This is a genomic window from Pseudomonas sp. MWU13-2517, assembly GCF_023242545.1.
In the GTDB taxonomy this organism is placed as follows: Bacteria; Pseudomonadota; Gammaproteobacteria; order Pseudomonadales; family Pseudomonadaceae; genus Aquipseudomonas.
In genome coordinates this window covers 175,227-191,179 of the sequence record NZ_JALMFA010000012.1, presented here as the reverse complement: position 1 = coordinate 191,179, position 15,953 = coordinate 175,227, and the positions used below count along the sequence as shown (strand labels likewise).

Here is a 15,953-nt window from a genome sequence, read left to right as displayed (position 1 = left end):
CCCAACAAAGCCGCCTCAGGGCGGCTTTGTTGTTTGTGGGCCGGTTTTAGCAGATCACCAGCGGTGTCGTCTTCTGCCCGCCGCTCGCGTAAACTTGCGCGCTTTCGCGACACATGTAGTCGTACACTCATTTTTTCAAAGGTGCCCGCCATGCCTTGGCTGCAAGTCCGTCTCGCCATCAGCCCAGAACAAGCCGAAACCTATGAAGACGCGTTCCTCGAAGTGGGCGCCGTTTCGGTCACCTTCATGGACGCCGAAGACCAACCGATCTTCGAACCCGAACTCAACACCACGCCGCTGTGGTCCCACACCCACCTGCTGGCCCTGTTCGAAGACGGCACCGATGCCGCCAGCGTCCTGGCGCATATGGAACTGCTCACCGGTGGCCCGCTGCCGGAGCATCACAGCGAAGTGATCGAAGACCAGGATTGGGAACGCAGCTGGATGGACAACTTCCAGCCGATGCGTTTCGGCCAGCGCCTGTGGATCGTGCCGAGCTGGCACGCTGCGCCGGAGCCAGGTGCAGTCAACCTGCTGCTGGACCCGGGCCTGGCGTTCGGCACCGGCACCCATCCCACCACGGCGCTGTGCCTGGAATGGCTGGACGGCCAGGACCTCAAGGACTGCAACGTGCTGGACTTCGGCTGCGGTTCGGGGATTCTGGCGATTGCCGCGCTGCTGCTGGGCGCCAAGGAAGCCGTGGGCACCGACATTGACGTGCAAGCCCTGGAAGCCTCCCGCGACAACGCGGGGCGCAACAACATTGCCGAGGACAGATTCCCACTCTACCTGCCGGAGCAATTGCCCCAGGTGCAGGCCGACGTGCTGGTGGCCAACATCCTCGCCGGGCCGCTGGTTGCCTTGGCGCCGCAACTGTCGAGCCTGGTCAAGCCAGGCGGGCGCCTGGCGCTGTCGGGCATCCTGGCCGAGCAAGGCGAGGACGTCGCTGCCGCTTACGCTCAGGATTTCGAACTGGACCCGATCGCCAATCGTGATGGCTGGGTACGCATCAGCGGTCGTCGGCGCTAGAATGAGCGCTTGCCTGAATCGGATGGCCGCATGACCGACAGTTTCGTCACCCAGTGCCCGCATTGCCAAGCCCGCTTTCGCGTCAGCCACGCCCAGTTGAGCGTGGCCCGTGGCGTGGTTCGCTGCGGCTCGTGCCTGCAAGTGTTCAATGCGGCCCGCCAGTTGCTGGAGCAACGCGCCCAGGCACCTGCGCCGGAACCTGAACAACCGGCAGCCGTCGAGACAGCACCTGCGCCGCCCAGGGCCATCAGCCAGAAGCAGTGGACCGCCGAAGCGCTGGACCTGGACAACCTGGACCTGGACGAAGAACTGGCCAAGCTGGAACGCCGCGAGATTCAGCATGCTCAGCCATTCAGCGCGGAGCGCCGCCAGGCCGGCGCCGACCGTCGGCAAAAAGAAGACTCCCTCAGCGCCAGCCGCGACACCGCCAAGGCCGAGGAAGAAAAATGGGCCGCCAGCCTGTTCAGCGAACCGCCGGAAGAACGCGCCCAGGCAACTGACGACGCACCACCCCCTGCGACCAGGCAGCGCACCGAACCGTCCATGTCGCACGCTATCGATGACCTGGATGATGAGCCGCCGTTGAGCTCACATCCCGAAGATGACGTTTTCGACCCACCGGTGACGCCAGTCAGCGACGAAGCGGATGAGCTCGCCCCCGAAGAACCAGCGCAGCCCCGCCGCAAGCGGGCACAGTCGCAGGCAAGCGTTCACGATGACGTACTCCAGGACCTGGAAGATGATCCGCTGCACCTGTATACGCAGAAACGTCCGTCAGGCTGGGGCCGTCGACTGCTCTGGCTGCTGCTGGTATTGATCGCCGCCGCCGGCCTCGCCGGCCAGTACATTGCCTACCAATTCGACGACCTGTCGCGCCAGGATGCCTACCGCCCTTGGTTCCAGCAGTTTTGCCCGAAATTAGGATGCACGGTGCCATCACGGGTCGACATTGCCCATATCAAGAGCAGCAACCTGGTGGTGCGCAGCCATCCGGAATTCGCCGGAGCGCTGGTGGTGGATGCGATCATCTATAACCGCGCGACGTTCTCCCAGCCGTTTCCTCTACTGGAGCTGCGTTTCGCGGATTTGAACGGCAACCTGATCGCCAGTCGTCGCTTCAAGCCCGCCGAATACCTGAACGGCGAGTTGGCCGGCGTGAGCGAAATGCCCTCGCAGACCCCGATCCATATCTCCCTGGACATCCTTGACCCAGGCAATAAAGCCGTGAATTACAGCCTGAGCTTTCACTCGCCCGAGTGACACGCTGCACAGCCCAAGGTTTGACGACGGATTATTGACTGCATCGCCGCCGACCAAACCGACGGCGATAAAGAAATAGCTGTTCAGATTTTATCCAATTCAGCCTTTATCCAGTCATCGAGAGCGGGTATCATGCCAACCCTTTTTCGAACTCTAATGATCCGGCCCCACAACAGGGAAGTCCTATGTCGGCGGTACGCATCGGCCCATACACATTGCAGAACGGCTTGATTCTCGCCCCAATGGCGGGCGTCACCGACCAGCCCTTTCGTCAGTTGTGCAAGCGTTTGGGCGCGGGTCTAGTAGTCTCGGAAATGGTCACCAGTGACATGAGCTTGTGGAACACCCGCAAATCGCGGATGCGCATGATCCACGAAGGTGATCCCGAGCCCCGCTCGGTACAGATCGCCGGTGGTGATGCGCAGATGCTGGCGGATGCGGCCCGGGCCAATGTGGAACTGGGTGCGCAGATCATCGACATCAACATGGGCTGCCCGGCCAAGAAGGTCTGCAACAAGGCCGCCGGTTCCGCACTGTTGAAAGATGAGGCGTTGGTTGCCGAGATCCTGCAGGCCGTTGTTGCCGCAGTGGATGTGCCGGTCACGTTGAAGATTCGCACCGGCTGGGACCGGGACAACAAGAACGGCCTGACGGTGGCGAAGATCGCCGAACAGGCAGGAATTACAGCGCTGGCGGTGCATGGCCGCACCCGCGCCGACCTTTATACCGGTGAAGCCGAGTACGACACCATTGCCGCGATCAAGCAGGCGGTGTCGATGCCGGTCTTTGCCAACGGCGATATCGACTCAGCCGAGAAAGCCCGGCGCGTGCTGCACGCAACCGGTGCCGATGGTTTGTTGATTGGCCGGGCCGCCCAGGGGCGGCCGTGGATTTTCCGTGAGATCGACCATTTCCTGCGTACCGGCGAGGTCTTGCCGGCACCGGAGCTGATCGAGGTGGAACGTATTCTGCTAGAGCATCTGGCCGCCCTGCACGCCTTCTATGGAGACGTGATGGGAGTACGCATTGCTCGCAAGCATGTCGGCTGGTATCTCGCAACCCTGCCGGGCGCCAGGGAGTTTCGCGCCCACTTCAATCGTTTGGATGATACGCAAGCACAGGTCGCCACCGTTCGAGAGTACTTCAGCGAGCGTGAAAAGAGCCTGAGGACAGGGGACGAAGAAGGGGTGGCCGCATGACGATGATGACCGAGACTTTAGTGAGTGGAACGACACCCGTGAGCGACAACGTCAATTTGAAACAGCACCTCAACACGCCGAGCGAAGAAGGCCAGACCCTTCGCGGGAGTGTCGAGAAGGCGCTGCACAATTATTTCGCCCACCTTGAGGGCGCTTCCGTCACGGACGTGTACAACCTGGTGCTCTCGGAAGTCGAGGCGCCCTTGCTCGAGAGCGTGATGAACTACGTCAAGGGCAACCAGACCAAAGCCAGTGAGCTGCTGGGCCTCAACCGGGGCACCTTGCGCAAAAAGCTCAAGCAATACGATTTGCTGTAAGCATTCAATCAAACCAGAAAGGCGCCCGCGTAAAACCGGTCGCCTTTTTTGCTGACTTCCTTTGCTTTTGATGGAAATTGAAATGACCGACCAGACTACCCGCCTTCCGATCCGCCGTGCCTTGATCAGTGTCTCCGACAAGACCGGGATCCTCGAATTTGCCCGGGAGCTGGAAGCTCTGGGCGTGGAAATCCTTTCCACGGGCGGGACCTTCAAACTGCTGCAGGACAACGGCGTGGCCGCAGTAGAAGTCGCGGACTACACCGGTTTCGCAGAAATGATGGACGGTCGGGTCAAGACCCTGCACCCGAAAATCCACGGTGGCATTCTCGGCCGTCGCGGTATCGATGACGCCATCATGAGCGAGCACGGTATCAAGCCGATCGATCTGGTTGCCGTTAACCTGTACCCCTTCGAAGCCACCATCAACAAGCCCGGCTGCGACCTGCCGACCGCCATCGAAAACATCGATATCGGCGGCCCGACCATGGTGCGCTCCGCCGCCAAGAACCACAAAGACGTGGCCATCGTGGTCAACGCCAGCGACTACGGCCAAGTGCTGGAAAGCCTGAAAGCCGGTGGCCTGACCTACGCCCAGCGCTTTGACCTGATGCTCAAGGCCTTCGAACACACCGCCGCCTACGACGGCATGATCGCCAATTACATGGGCACCGTGAACCAGGCAGCCGAAACCCTGAGCACAGAAGGCCGCAGCCAGTTCCCGCGCACCTTCAACAGCCAGTTCATCAAGGCCCAGGAAATGCGCTACGGCGAGAACCCGCACCAGAGCGCGGCGTTCTACGTGGAAGCCAAACCGGCCGAAGTGGGCATCGCCACTGCGACCCAACTGCAAGGCAAAGAGCTTTCCTACAACAACGTGGCCGATACCGACGCCGCGCTGGAATGCGTGAAGAGCTTCGTCAAGCCGGCCTGCGTGATCGTCAAGCACGCCAACCCGTGCGGCGTGGCCGTGAGCCCGGACGCTGAAGGCGGCATTCGCCAGGCCTATGAGCTGGCCTACGCGACCGATACCGAATCGGCCTTCGGCGGCATCATCGCCTTCAACCGTGAGCTGGATGCCGAGACCGCCAAGGCAATCGTCGATCGTCAGTTCGTCGAAGTGATCATCGCGCCAAGCGTGAGCGAAGAGGCCCGTGCCATCGTCGCCGCCAAAGCCAACGTGCGCCTGCTGGCCTGCGGCGAATGGTCGGCCGAGCGGGCCGCGGCCTGGGACTACAAGCGCGTCAACGGCGGCCTGCTGGTACAGAGTCGCGACATCGGCATGATCGGCAGCGCCGACCTGAAAGTGGTGACCCAACGCGCCCCGACCGAGCACGAGATCAACGACCTGATCTTCGCCTGGAAAGTGGCCAAATACGTCAAGTCCAACGCCATCGTCTACGCCAAGAACCGCCAGACCATCGGTGTCGGCGCCGGCCAGATGAGCCGCGTGAACTCGGCGCGTATCGCCGCGATCAAGGCTGAACACGCCGGTTTGCAGGTCGCAGGTTCAGTGATGGCCTCCGACGCGTTCTTCCCGTTCCGTGACGGTCTGGACAATGCCGCGAAAGCCGGCGTGACCGCCGTGATCCAACCGGGTGGCTCGATGCGCGATGCTGAAGTGATCGCCGCCGCGGATGAAGCGGGCATCGCCATGGTCTTCACCGGCATGCGCCACTTCCGTCACTAACGTGGAGCAGCCAGTTTCAAGCTGCAAGCGGCAAGTAAAAGCCGGACCGTGTCCCTTTTGCTCTCGTTTGCAGCCTCTCTAATTCAAAGCTGGATGCTGCAGTTCGGAGCGCTGAAGATCGCTTCCAACTTGCAGCTTGCGGCTTGTAACTTCCTCCGAAGGAGTCTGACTTGAACGTCCTTATCATTGGCAGCGGCGGCCGTGAACACGCCCTGGCCTGGAAAGTTGCCCAGGACCCACGCGTCCAGACAGTATTCGTGGCCCCCGGCAATGCCGGCACCGCGATTGAAGCCAAGTGCGAAAACGTCGCCATCGACGTGCTGGCCCTCGAGCAACTGGCCGACTTCGCCGAAAAGAACGTTGCCCTGACCATCGTCGGCCCGGAAGTGCCGCTGGTTGCCGGCGTCGTGGACCTGTTCCGCAGTCGTGGCCTGGATTGCTTCGGCCCAACCGCCGGTGCAGCCCAGCTGGAAGGCTCCAAAGCGTTCACCAAGGATTTCCTGGCACGCCACAAGATCCCGACCGCCGACTACCAGAACTTCACCGAGATCGAGCCGGCACTGGCTTACCTGCGTGAAAAAGGCGCGCCTATCGTGATCAAGGCCGATGGCCTGGCCGCCGGTAAAGGCGTGATCGTTGCGATGACCCTGCAGGAAGCCGAAGACGCCGTGCGCGACATGCTCGCCGGCAATGCCTTTGGTGAAGCTGGCTCGCGCGTAGTCATCGAGGAATTCCTCGACGGCGAAGAAGCCAGCTTCATTGTGATGGTCGACGGCAAGAACGTACTGCCAATGGCTACCAGCCAGGATCACAAGCGCGTCGGCGACGGCGACACTGGCCCGAATACCGGCGGCATGGGTGCCTACTCCCCTGCCCCGGTGGTCACCAGCGAGGTGCACCAGCGCGTCATGGACCTGGTAATCTGGCCGACGGTGCGCGGCATGGCCGAAGAAGGCAACGTGTACACCGGTTTCCTGTACGCCGGCCTGATGATCGACAAAGCCGGCAACCCGAAAGTCATCGAATTCAACTGCCGCTTTGGCGACCCGGAAACCCAGCCGGTCATGTTGCGTCTGCAATCGAGCCTGGTACTGCTGGTGGAAGCGGCCCTGGCGCAGGCGCTGGACAAGATTGAAGCGCAGTGGGACCCACGCCCGAGCGTCGGCATTGTGCTGGCGGCCGGTGGCTACCCTGCCGACTACGCCAAGGGCGATGTGATTGAGGGCCTGGACGCGGCGGCTACGCTGAAAGGCAAAGTGTTCCACGCGGGCACCGCGCTCAAGGATGGTAAAGTCGTGACAGCCGGTGGCCGTGTGCTGTGCGCCACAGCAATGGGTGCCAGTGTCGACGCTGCGCAACAACAAGCGTACAAACTGGCCGCGAAAATCGATTGGAAAGGCTGTTTCTACCGCAAGGACATCGGCTACCGCGCCATTGCCCGTGAGCGTGGCGAGAACAACTGAGCCGCTATAATCCAGTAGCTATCCGTTCGGTTAGGTAAGGGCCTTCGGCCCTTGCCCTACCCATGTCGCCCCGCGCATAGTTAACCCGTGCATCAACCTACGAAGGGATTTCGCCGTGCGCTGGCTCAGGATCGCCATAGGTTTCACAGTCAGCCTGCTGACACTGCTCTGCTTGTTCCCGGCCCAGGCCGCGGCGCAAGGCAGTGGTTGGGCAGTATTGCTTGATGAACAGGCCGACCTGCAACTGAGCGACATCCGCTCCGCCCGCTATACCAATCAATTCAGCCCCATCGAACTGGACCGGATTACCGCTGCGGAACCGGACGGCGCGTTGTGGGTGCGCTTCAAGCTGCAACCCGGCAAACACGAACAAGTGCTGCGGGTATTCGCCCCGGACCTGGCCCATCTGAGCCTCTATGTGCTGGACGGCGACACGCTGGTGGAACAACAGACCACCGGCACCCGCCAACCCCAGGTGGAACGGCCACTGCCCAGCAGCGATTTCATGCTGCCGATGCCCCAGAGCCAGAAGCCCCTCGATGTCTACCTGCGCCTGGTATCGGAACATGAACTGCGCCCGTATATCACCCTGGAGCCGGCCGTGCTGGCGGCGGCCAACCAGAACCAGACACTGATCTACGGGCTGCTGTTCGGCGTCCTCCTGATGCTGATCCTGCACAACCTCACGCGCTTCGCCTACCACCGCTCGCGCAGCAGCCTATGGCTTGCCGCCTGCGAATTCCTGTTGATGCTCAGCCTGCTGCTGTTGCTCAACCTGGTCGGGCCCTGGCTACCGAACTGGCATGCGATCCAGACCCCGGGCGCCTACCTCGCGCTGTTGCTGACCGCCCCCTGCGGATTGATGTTTGCCTACCGTTTCTTCATGCCACTGGGCCCGCATCCGCTGAACAAGCTGCTGATGGCGGATATCTTGTTCATCGTGTTGTGCGGCCTGCTGCTTTTGTTCGTCAACACCTTGCCGCTGAACATCATCACCTATGCCCTGGTCGCGCTGGCCGGTTTGAGCATGCTGTTCATCTCGGCCTACCACTGGCAGAAAGGCTATCGTCCGGCACGCTTGTTCGTGGCGGCCATGGTGGTGTTCAACCTGGGCACGCTGATCATCCTGCCCGCCCTGCTCGGCCTGACACTGGTGGCGCCCCAGGGTTTGATCGTCACCCTGTTGAGCTTTATCTGCCTTAGTGGCCTATTGATGAGCCTGGCCCTGGGCGAACGTCAGCGCGCGATTGTTGAAACCCGCTTCAGCCTCAGCCGTGACCTGGCCGCCAGCAACGCCGAGATCGCGGCCAAGGCCGAGTTCCTGGCGAAGATCAGCCATGAAATCCGTACGCCCATGAACGGTGTGCTGGGCATGACCGAACTGCTGCTGGGTACGCCGTTGTCGGTCAAGCAACGGGACTATGTGCAGACCATCCACAGCGCCGGCAATGAACTGCTCACGCTGATCAACGAGATCCTCGATATCTCCAAACTGGAGTCCGGGCAGATCGAGCTGGATGACGTGCAGTTCGACCTCAATGCACTGATCGAAGACTGCCTGAGTATCTTCCGTGCCAAGGCCGAGCAGCAAAACGTCGAACTGATCAGTTTTATCCAGCCCCAAGTGCCACGAGTGATCAGTGGCGACCCGACACGGCTGCGCCAGGCGCTGTTGAGCCTGCTGGAAAACGCCCTGCAAAAAACCGACGAAGGCGAAGTGCTGATCGTCGTCGCCCTGGACGAGCGCAGCCCCAAGCCGCGCCTGCGCATTGCCGTGCAAGACAGCGGCGTGCCCATGGAAGCCGTCGAACGCGATGCCCTGCTGCACAGTGAACTGCACAGCAAGAACTTCCTCTCGGCCACCCGTTTAAGTGGTCATTTGGGCCTGGTCATCGCCCGCCAACTGATTCTGCTGATGAACGGCGAGTTCGGCATCAAGAGCAGCAGCCAGCAGGGCAGTACCCTGTGGTTGACCCTGCCGCTGGACCCGGAACGCCTGGAACACCCGACCTCCGACCTCGATGGCCCGCTCAAGGGCGCACGGGTGCTGGTGGTGGACGACAACGACACCTGCCGCAAAGTGCTGGTGCAGCAATGCTCGGCCTGGGGCCTGAACGTGAGTGCCGCGCCCTCCGGCAAAGAGGCCCTGGCCCTGTTGCGCACCAAGGCGCACCTGCGCGATTACTTCGATGTGGTGCTGCTGGACCAGAACATGCCTGGCATGACCGGCATGCAGTTGGCGGCCAAGATCAAGGAAGACCCGAGCCTGAACCACGACATCCTGTTGATCATGCTGACCGGCATCAGCAATGCGCCGAGCAAGATCATTGCGCGCAACAGCGGGATCAAGCGCATTCTCGCCAAGCCCGTCGCCGGGTACACGCTCAAGACCACCCTGGCCGACGAACTGACACAGCGCAGCAAAGGCAACGTCCCGCCACGCCCTGTGCTCAATGCCCCGGCAGCCATCACCGTACCTGCGGACTTCCGCATCCTGGTGGCTGAAGACAACAGCATCTCCACCAAAGTGATCCGCGGCATGCTCGGCAAACTCAACCTCAACCCGGACACCGCCAGCAACGGCGAAGAAGCGCTGGAGGCAATGAAAGCCCAGCGTTATGACTTGGTATTGATGGACTGTGAAATGCCGATCCTCGATGGGTTTTCGGCGACCCAGCAACTGCGCGCGTGGGAAGTCAGCCACCAGCGCATTCGCACACCAGTAGTGGCGCTGACGGCGCACATTCTGTCGGAACATAAAGAACGTGCACGCCTGGCCGGGATGGATGGGCATATGGCCAAGCCGGTGGAGTTGTCGCAGTTGCGTGAGCTGGTGGAGTATTGGGTGGCGCAGCGGCAGCAGCGCCCGGAGCACGCCCCTTCCTGACTTGAAATACCATCGACATAGGAGAGGGGGCTGGCCCCGATGACGGCGGTTCAACGACAGACACGTTGGCCGGCACAGCGTTATCGGGCGCAAGCCCCCTTCCACATTTGGTAGGTATCGCCTGATAGACTGCACGCACTTCCCCTCACCGCGAGCCACGCACATGCTCCACGTGTTATTCAGCGTCTACCTGAAAATGCTCGTGCTCTACAGCCCGTTCTTCGTGCTGTCCTGTTTTATCAGCCTTACCCGTGGTTATTCCAGCAAGGAGCGTCGTCGCCTGGCGTGGAAAGTCGCCCTGGCGACACTGGTATCCAGCGTGCTGCTCTACCTGTTCGGCCGGGTGATTTTCAGTGTGTTCGGTATCACTGTGGATGCTTTCCGCATTGGCGCCGGCAGCGTGCTGTTCATTTCCGCCCTGGGCATGGCCCAGGGCAAATCGGCAGTGCAAGCCGACAATGTGCAGCAGGACGTGACCATCGTGCCGCTGACCATTCCCCTCACGGTCGGCCCCGGCACCATCGGCGCCCTGCTGGTCATGGGCGTGAGCCAACCCCATTGGGATGACAAGATCATGGCCATCCTCAGCATCGCCCTGGCCAGCCTCACGGTGGGCGTGGTGCTGTATTTGTCCAACCGTATCGAACGCATTCTTGGCGACCAGGGCTTACAGATTGTCAGCCGGCTGATGGGGTTGTTCGTCTGCGCGCTGGCCGCGCAAATCATCTTCACTGGCGTGCGTGGCTATCTGGTGCCTTAGATCCGGTACTTGGCGATAGCCAGCTGCACCTTGTCTCCCGCACTCTCGCGCATCAGCTGAAGGGTCTTTTCGTTGACCACAGTAGTGTTCAGTACCAGGCATGTCTGCCCGCTGAAGGCCTCGAACGAAGAACTGTCCCACTCCAGGAATGGCAACCCCACCTGTTTGCTCACGCCGTGGGTGCTGTAGGTCACCAGCACCATCATCAATCCTCCCTCGGTCTCGGCACAGGATGCCAGGCCAAAATCACCGCCCTGGTGCACAGAGCTGTTGCGTTTGAACAACTCGAACGACGCAGGCGTCTGCTTCAACGCTTCCAATGCATCGGCCGCCAGTTTCGGCAGCGCTGTGAGCAGCGGCCCGGCCAAGGAGCTCGACGCCAGCATGGCGGCAATCATGTTCAGCGCCGCCAATTGCACGGTCAGGCCCTTCCCCGAACGAGAAACCCGCTCGAAGCTGCTGCGTACCGGCAACCACCCCAGGCTGACCATCACCTTGATGAATTCGTCGTACCAGGCCTCGGTACCGCGGTGCACTTTCAACACATCGCTGACGTAGCTGCTGGCCAGCAAATAGCTTTTACGCACGTACTCCCTGTTCAAGCCGGACAGGCCTTCGGCAAACGAGATGACGCCGTTGTTTACCACGGCCGCATTGAAATCGTCCTCGGTGTCTGGCGGTAACGCCGCCTGCTTGCCTGGTGCGCCCGGCAGTTTGTAGGCCGCAATCAACTTGCGCCTTTTTGTACTGCTGATCCCTCTGTGATGTCGCTCCATTTTGATTCTCCACAAACACCCCGACTCGGGGCTTATGTCCACCCTAGTGCACTGGCCGATGGGCTTTCCAGACGATAAAAATCCCTTGCCCCTGCACGTCGAACCGCACTGCCCAGCAATAACGCCGCGTGCCCGGCAAGCGTCCGGGTTTCGTCGCCAAAAAAAGAAAAAGCTCCGAACGACGCCAGGAAAATCCCTGGGTCATTCGGAGCTTTCCGGCAACCGGCGAGCCGTTTTCAGGAGGCGGGTTTTTCGCCGTACCAGCGTGGTGTGTACACCCATGTACCGCCACCGGCACGGGGGAATGTGCAGGTGGTGGAGGAGCCGATCAACACCATGGTGCGCATGTCCACCTGCTCCGGGGTCAGTTGCCCCAACGTGGTGACACGCAGGGTCTGCCCGGGGCGACCGATATCGCGGCCCAGCACCACCGGTGTTTCAGGCGTGCGGTGCACGGCAACGATTTCAAGCGCACGCCCCAGCTGCCAAGGGCGCGAACGGGAAATCGGGTTGTAGAACGCCAACGCCAGATCGGCCTGGGACGCGAGGTCCAGGCGTTTTTCGATGATCGACCACGGCTTGAGGTTGTCCGACAATGACATCACGCAGAAATCATGGCCCAACGGCGCGCCCGCCTGGGCCGCGGTGGCGAGCGACGCCGAGACGCCCGGCAGGATTTCCAGGTCGACCTGATGCCACGCCGGGTCGCTGGACTCGTGCAAGGCTTCGATCACCGCGGCGGCCATGGCGAACACGCCAGGGTCACCGGACGAAACCACCACCACCGAGCGACCTTGAGCCGCCAGTTCGAAGGCATGGCGCGCGCGCTGCATTTCTTCGCGGTTATCGGTGCAGTGCTGCACCTGATCGTCACGAAACGGGCCAGCCATGCGCACGTAGGTTTCGTAACCCAGCACGTCGGTGCAACGTGCCAGCTCAGCCTTGACCGCCGGCACCATCAATTCCGCTGCACCCGGGCCAAGGCCGATCACGGCAAGGCGGCCACGGGCACGGCCGACTTGCGACAGGTCCAACGGTTGCTCGGCAACATCAATGACGATATCGGCCTCCCGGCTGACGCTGACGAAACGCAACGGCACGCCCAGCTCCAACGCCGCTTCCTGCAACGACGCGTCGGCCATGTGCATCTCGCTGGCCAGCAGGCACGCCAGGGATTGCACGGCAATGCCCGCTTCATGCAATGCCGTGCGCACACGCTCGGCCAATTGCACGCCTGGGGTGCAAGTCACGCTCACGTTCTTCGGATAAATCAGCAATTCATGGCGCGCCGGGTTGCGCTCGGCACTGCCCACATGAATCGACAGGCGGGCCTGTGGGTCCTGGGGCAGATTGGCCAGGTCCAACCACGGCGCCGCACCTTCGATACGTACGCTTTCGCCGGCCAGCAGGTCCGAAACAAATCGCTTGCCCAGTTCCAGATCAGCCAACTCATAACCCTTGGGCGGGTTGAGCAGGCAGGTGCCGAAACGCAGCTCGCCGCTGGTCGTGATCGCAGCGGCCACGCCCAGCGCCGCGGCGATTTCCCGCGCCATGACATTCACACCGCCCAGCCCGCCGAGCAACGGCACCACGGCGCTACCGTCTTCAGCAACAGCCAGCACGGCAGGCTCTTCGCCTTTTTCCAGCAGCAGCGGCGCCAGGGTACGGATCACAATGCCAGCGGCGCACAGCGCAATCAGCGGCGTGCCTTGTTGATAGAGTTGGCGCAGGGTCGCGCCGAACTCACTGTAGACCTGGTCTGCCCCTTCGACACGAGCGGCCAGGCCGTGGATCACAGCGCCGGGGTAAACCTGCTGGATCCTGCGCGCAGTGGTCAGGCTACCCTGGCCGAGGATGACAATCGCCGGGCTCATCAACCTTGCCACCGTTCACCGGGTACGATGATCAGCGAGAAGTACGGCGACGAAGCAGGATCAACCTGATCCAGCGGCACGATCTTCTGGTTGGCCATGGTCGCGCGCTCCACGTATAACGCACGCCCGGCCAGGCCGAGCTCTTCCAGCACCTGGCGCACCTTGGGAAAGTTGCGCCCCAGCTTCATGATCACTGCCGCATCGGCATCCGCCAGGCGGCGTTTGAGGTCGTCGTGGGGCAACACGCCCGAAAGCACCGACAAGCTCTGGTTGCGGTACACCAACGGCGCGCCGAGCACCGAAGCACCGCCGAGCATCGAACACACACCCGGGATGACTTGGGCTTCATAGCGTTCGGCCAAGCGGTCGTGCAGGTACATGTAGGAGCCATAGAAGAACGGGTCGCCTTCGCAGATCACCGCCACATCGCGGCCGGCATCCAAGTGCGCAGCGACGTCGACACTGGCCGTGTCGTAGAAATCGCTGATGACCTGTTCGTATGACATCGGTGCCGGCAGCACCTCGGTGGTCACCGGGTACACCAGCGGCATCAGGGTCTGCTGCGGCACCAGGTGGTCTTCGATGATGCCGAAGGCGTTGCCCTTCTTGCCCTTGGCCACGAAGTACGCCACCACCGGCGATTCGCGCAGCAGGCGCAGGGCCTTGACGGTAATGAGTTCCGGGTCGCCGGGGCCGACGCCCAGGCCGATCAAACGTCCGCGAGCCTGCATTATTCGATCTCCGTGGCCAAGGCGTTGACCGCAGCGGCGGCCATCGCACTGCCGCCCAGGCGACCCTGCATGATCACAAAGGGCACGCCACGGCTATCGGCAGCGAGCATGGCCTTGGATTCGGCGGCCCCCACAAACCCCACCGGAAACCCCAGGATCAATGCCGGTTTCGGCGCTCCGGCGTCGAGCATTTCCAGCAAGTAGAACAAGGCGGTCGGCGCATTGCCGATCACCACCACGCTACCTTCCAGGTGCGGGCGCCACAGCTCCAGGGCGGCGGCGGAACGGGTGTTGCCCAACGCCTGCGCCAACGCCGGCACGCTGTCGTCACGCAGGGTGCAGATCACTTCGTTATTGGCCGGCAGGCGCGCTCGAGTCACGCCTTCGGAGACCATCCGCGCATCGCACAGAATCGGCGCGCCAGCGGCCAACGCATCGCGCCCGGCCTTGCCCGCCCCTTCGGAATACTGCAGGCCGTCGATGGCCTCGACCATGCCGCATGCATGAATCACGCGCACCGCGAGTTTTTCCAGGTCGGCCGGAATACGGTCCAACCTGGCTTCCGCGCGAATAATGGCAAAGGAGTTGCGATAGATCTCCTGACCGTCGCGGATGTAATCAATCATCGGTGTTGCTCCGTGGGCGGGCGCGTAACAAAGCGCCCGTCGCTTCAATGGAAAGGTTGTGCGCGTGCAGTCGACCGAAACCGGGCTGGGCTGGGTCACGAAAATAGACGTCGTAGCGGCCTGGGCTTACGGCCAGCATGGTGACCGGCGCGGTGTGCGCGGCGGCGCAGGAACGGGGGCAGCCGGACAGATGCACGTCATGACCGGGGTACAACGCGGCCAGTTGCACGGCGTCGGCCTTGGTGTCGGCCAGGGCTTTGCCGCAACCGCTGGAGCCGGTGCAGGCAATCATGTGCGCCAACGGTTGGTCGACTGAACAGAGAAAGCCCAATTGCGCCAGGCGTTGGGTCACGGCGTGAGGTTTTTCGACGTTGGGCAGCAGCACGCCTTGCCAGGGCGTGAAACGCAAGGTGCCATCTCCCAGGTCGCTGGCCAGTTGTGCGGCGCCCTCGAGCATCGTCGCATCCAGGCGTCCCAGAGGTGCGAGGGCGGCGACATAAAACTGATTCTTTTGCGCCTGTGGATAAGTTCCGATAGGCAGCGACGCACCGCTGGGCGAACGCTTGAAGCCATCGATGGGCAGCAGGGGCAGGTTGAGATGACCCAGCACGTTATCCACAGGCAGATGGCGCATACGGGTTTGCGCAGGGCTCGCCAGATCGAGGAACGCTTCCAGGACAGCCACCACCAGGGCATGCCCCTGCTCCAGCGGGACGGCGGCCAACGGCGCATCCAGCCCCGGGCAACCGGCCAGGCCGAACGCGAGGAGCGTCTGGCCATCGCGTACGAACGCCGACAGCCAGAGGTCGTGGTGATGTTCGAGCATCGCCAGGGCTTCGCCACCATCCAATTGCAGCGCGAACTTGGCCGACAGCTCATGGAAGCGCGGATGGGTTTGCAAAGTGGCGAGGATCTCATCGGCCAAAGGGCGAGTGTCGAACAGCATCTGCGGGTCGATACCGGCGCTGGGGCTGAGCATCAAATTGCGCACGTCATCGCCACTGGCGTTACTGGGGCCAAGGCCGGCAGCCAGCAGCTTCGCGATCAAGGCATCCTGTTCGGCACCGATCCCGCGAATCTGCAGGTTGGCGCGGTTGGTCGCCTCGATCACCCCACCGGCATGGGCCAGGGCTGCGTCCGCCACGGCCCTGGCCTGGGCGGCCGTTATCGAACCACCCGCCAATTTGACCCGGCAAATGCCGCCATCCAACGCCTGGACAATACGCAGCAACCCCGGACAAGCCGAGGGGCGCAAGGTATTCACAGCGGGCGTTGGGTTCACGGGGCTACCGGTTGACGGGTAAAGGCGCGGTATTATGCCTGCTTTGTCCGGCGGCATGA

13 protein-coding genes are annotated in these 15,953 nt (G+C 62.2%); 8 read left to right on the top strand and 5 right to left on the bottom strand.

Features of this window, described 5'->3' with window-relative positions; translation table 11 throughout:
- Positions 1-150 precede the first annotated feature (150 nt).
- The 8 genes from prmA to M5B97_RS18780 all read left to right on the top strand — a co-directional run bounded on the left by prmA (position 151) and on the right by M5B97_RS18780 (position 10,605).
- Positions 151-1,029, top strand: a complete 879-nt coding sequence (gene prmA, locus M5B97_RS18815; protein ID WP_134660954.1) for a 50S ribosomal protein L11 methyltransferase — start codon at positions 151-153, stop codon at positions 1,027-1,029.
- Between the two features lie 30 nt (positions 1,030-1,059).
- On the top strand, positions 1,060-2,289 hold the full coding sequence (locus M5B97_RS18810) for a DUF3426 domain-containing protein (protein ID WP_248732298.1): 1,230 nt from the start codon (positions 1,060-1,062) through the stop codon (positions 2,287-2,289).
- Positions 2,290-2,474: 185 nt separating this feature from the next.
- A complete protein-coding gene (gene dusB, locus M5B97_RS18805) occupies positions 2,475-3,488 on the top strand; it encodes a tRNA dihydrouridine synthase DusB (protein WP_248732297.1) in 1,014 nt (337 codons plus the stop codon).
- Positions 3,485-3,805: a DNA-binding transcriptional regulator Fis gene (fis, locus tag M5B97_RS18800; protein ID WP_002555375.1), complete on the top strand. Its 321-nt coding sequence runs from the start codon at positions 3,485-3,487 to the stop codon at positions 3,803-3,805. Before dusB ends, fis begins: the two co-directional genes overlap by 4 nt.
- A gap of 82 nt (positions 3,806-3,887) precedes the next feature.
- On the top strand, positions 3,888-5,495 hold the full coding sequence (gene purH / locus M5B97_RS18795; RefSeq protein ID WP_123716052.1) for a bifunctional phosphoribosylaminoimidazolecarboxamide formyltransferase/IMP cyclohydrolase: 1,608 nt from the start codon (positions 3,888-3,890) through the stop codon (positions 5,493-5,495).
- Positions 5,496-5,665: 170 nt separating this feature from the next.
- Complete coding sequence (purD, locus tag M5B97_RS18790; RefSeq protein WP_248732296.1) at positions 5,666-6,958, top strand: phosphoribosylamine--glycine ligase; 1,293 nt, start codon at positions 5,666-5,668, stop codon at positions 6,956-6,958.
- Between the two features lie 115 nt (positions 6,959-7,073).
- The gene (locus tag M5B97_RS18785; RefSeq protein WP_248732295.1) at positions 7,074-9,845 is read left to right on the top strand and encodes a hybrid sensor histidine kinase/response regulator; all 2,772 of its coding nucleotides are present in this window, start codon (positions 7,074-7,076) and stop codon (positions 9,843-9,845) included.
- A gap of 163 nt (positions 9,846-10,008) precedes the next feature.
- Positions 10,009-10,605 (top strand): MarC family protein, encoded by a 597-nt coding sequence (locus M5B97_RS18780; protein ID WP_060755028.1) that lies wholly within the window; start codon positions 10,009-10,011, stop codon positions 10,603-10,605.
- On the opposite strand, the gene M5B97_RS18775 is transcribed toward M5B97_RS18780, so the two are convergent.
- The 5 genes from M5B97_RS18775 to cobG all read right to left on the bottom strand — a co-directional run bounded on the left by M5B97_RS18775 (position 10,602) and on the right by cobG (position 15,951).
- On the bottom strand, positions 10,602-11,381 hold the full coding sequence (locus M5B97_RS18775; protein ID WP_248732294.1) for a hypothetical protein: 780 nt from the start codon (positions 11,379-11,381) through the stop codon (positions 10,602-10,604). The genes M5B97_RS18780 and M5B97_RS18775 overlap by 4 nt on opposite strands.
- A 236-nt stretch (positions 11,382-11,617) precedes the next feature.
- Positions 11,618-13,255: a precorrin-3B C(17)-methyltransferase gene (cobJ, locus tag M5B97_RS18770; protein WP_248732293.1), complete on the bottom strand. Its 1,638-nt coding sequence runs from the start codon at positions 13,253-13,255 to the stop codon at positions 11,618-11,620.
- Positions 13,255-13,986 (bottom strand): precorrin-2 C(20)-methyltransferase, encoded by a 732-nt coding sequence (locus M5B97_RS18765; protein WP_123716056.1) that lies wholly within the window; start codon positions 13,984-13,986, stop codon positions 13,255-13,257. Before M5B97_RS18765 ends, cobJ begins: the two co-directional genes overlap by 1 nt.
- A complete protein-coding gene (locus M5B97_RS18760) occupies positions 13,986-14,612 on the bottom strand; it encodes a precorrin-8X methylmutase (RefSeq protein ID WP_123716057.1) in 627 nt (208 codons plus the stop codon). The genes M5B97_RS18765 and M5B97_RS18760 overlap by 1 nt, the downstream gene beginning before the upstream one ends.
- Positions 14,605-15,951, bottom strand: coding sequence for a precorrin-3B synthase (cobG, locus tag M5B97_RS18755; RefSeq protein WP_248732292.1), 1,347 nt, complete (start codon positions 15,949-15,951; stop codon positions 14,605-14,607). The genes M5B97_RS18760 and cobG overlap by 8 nt, the downstream gene beginning before the upstream one ends.
- Between the last annotated feature and the right edge of the window lie 2 nt (positions 15,952-15,953).

Coding starts and splice junctions, on each gene's coding strand:
- M5B97_RS18760 (WP_123716057.1), bottom strand. CDS start 14,612: ATGATTGATTACATCCGCGACGGTCAGGAGATCTATCGCAACTCCTTT.
- purH (WP_123716052.1), top strand. CDS start 3,888: ATGACCGACCAGACTACCCGCCTTCCGATCCGCCGTGCCTTGATCAGT.
- cobJ (WP_248732293.1), bottom strand. CDS start 13,255: ATGAGCCCGGCGATTGTCATCCTCGGCCAGGGTAGCCTGACCACTGCG.
- dusB (WP_248732297.1), top strand. CDS start 2,475: ATGTCGGCGGTACGCATCGGCCCATACACATTGCAGAACGGCTTGATT.
- fis (WP_002555375.1), top strand. CDS start 3,485: ATGACGATGATGACCGAGACTTTAGTGAGTGGAACGACACCCGTGAGC.
- M5B97_RS18765 (WP_123716056.1), bottom strand. CDS start 13,986: ATGCAGGCTCGCGGACGTTTGATCGGCCTGGGCGTCGGCCCCGGCGAC.
- M5B97_RS18810 (WP_248732298.1), top strand. CDS start 1,060: ATGACCGACAGTTTCGTCACCCAGTGCCCGCATTGCCAAGCCCGCTTT.
- cobG (WP_248732292.1), bottom strand. CDS start 15,951: ATGCCGCCGGACAAAGCAGGCATAATACCGCGCCTTTACCCGTCAACC.
- prmA (WP_134660954.1), top strand. CDS start 151: ATGCCTTGGCTGCAAGTCCGTCTCGCCATCAGCCCAGAACAAGCCGAA.
- M5B97_RS18775 (WP_248732294.1), bottom strand. CDS start 11,381: ATGGAGCGACATCACAGAGGGATCAGCAGTACAAAAAGGCGCAAGTTG.
- M5B97_RS18780 (WP_060755028.1), top strand. CDS start 10,009: ATGCTCCACGTGTTATTCAGCGTCTACCTGAAAATGCTCGTGCTCTAC.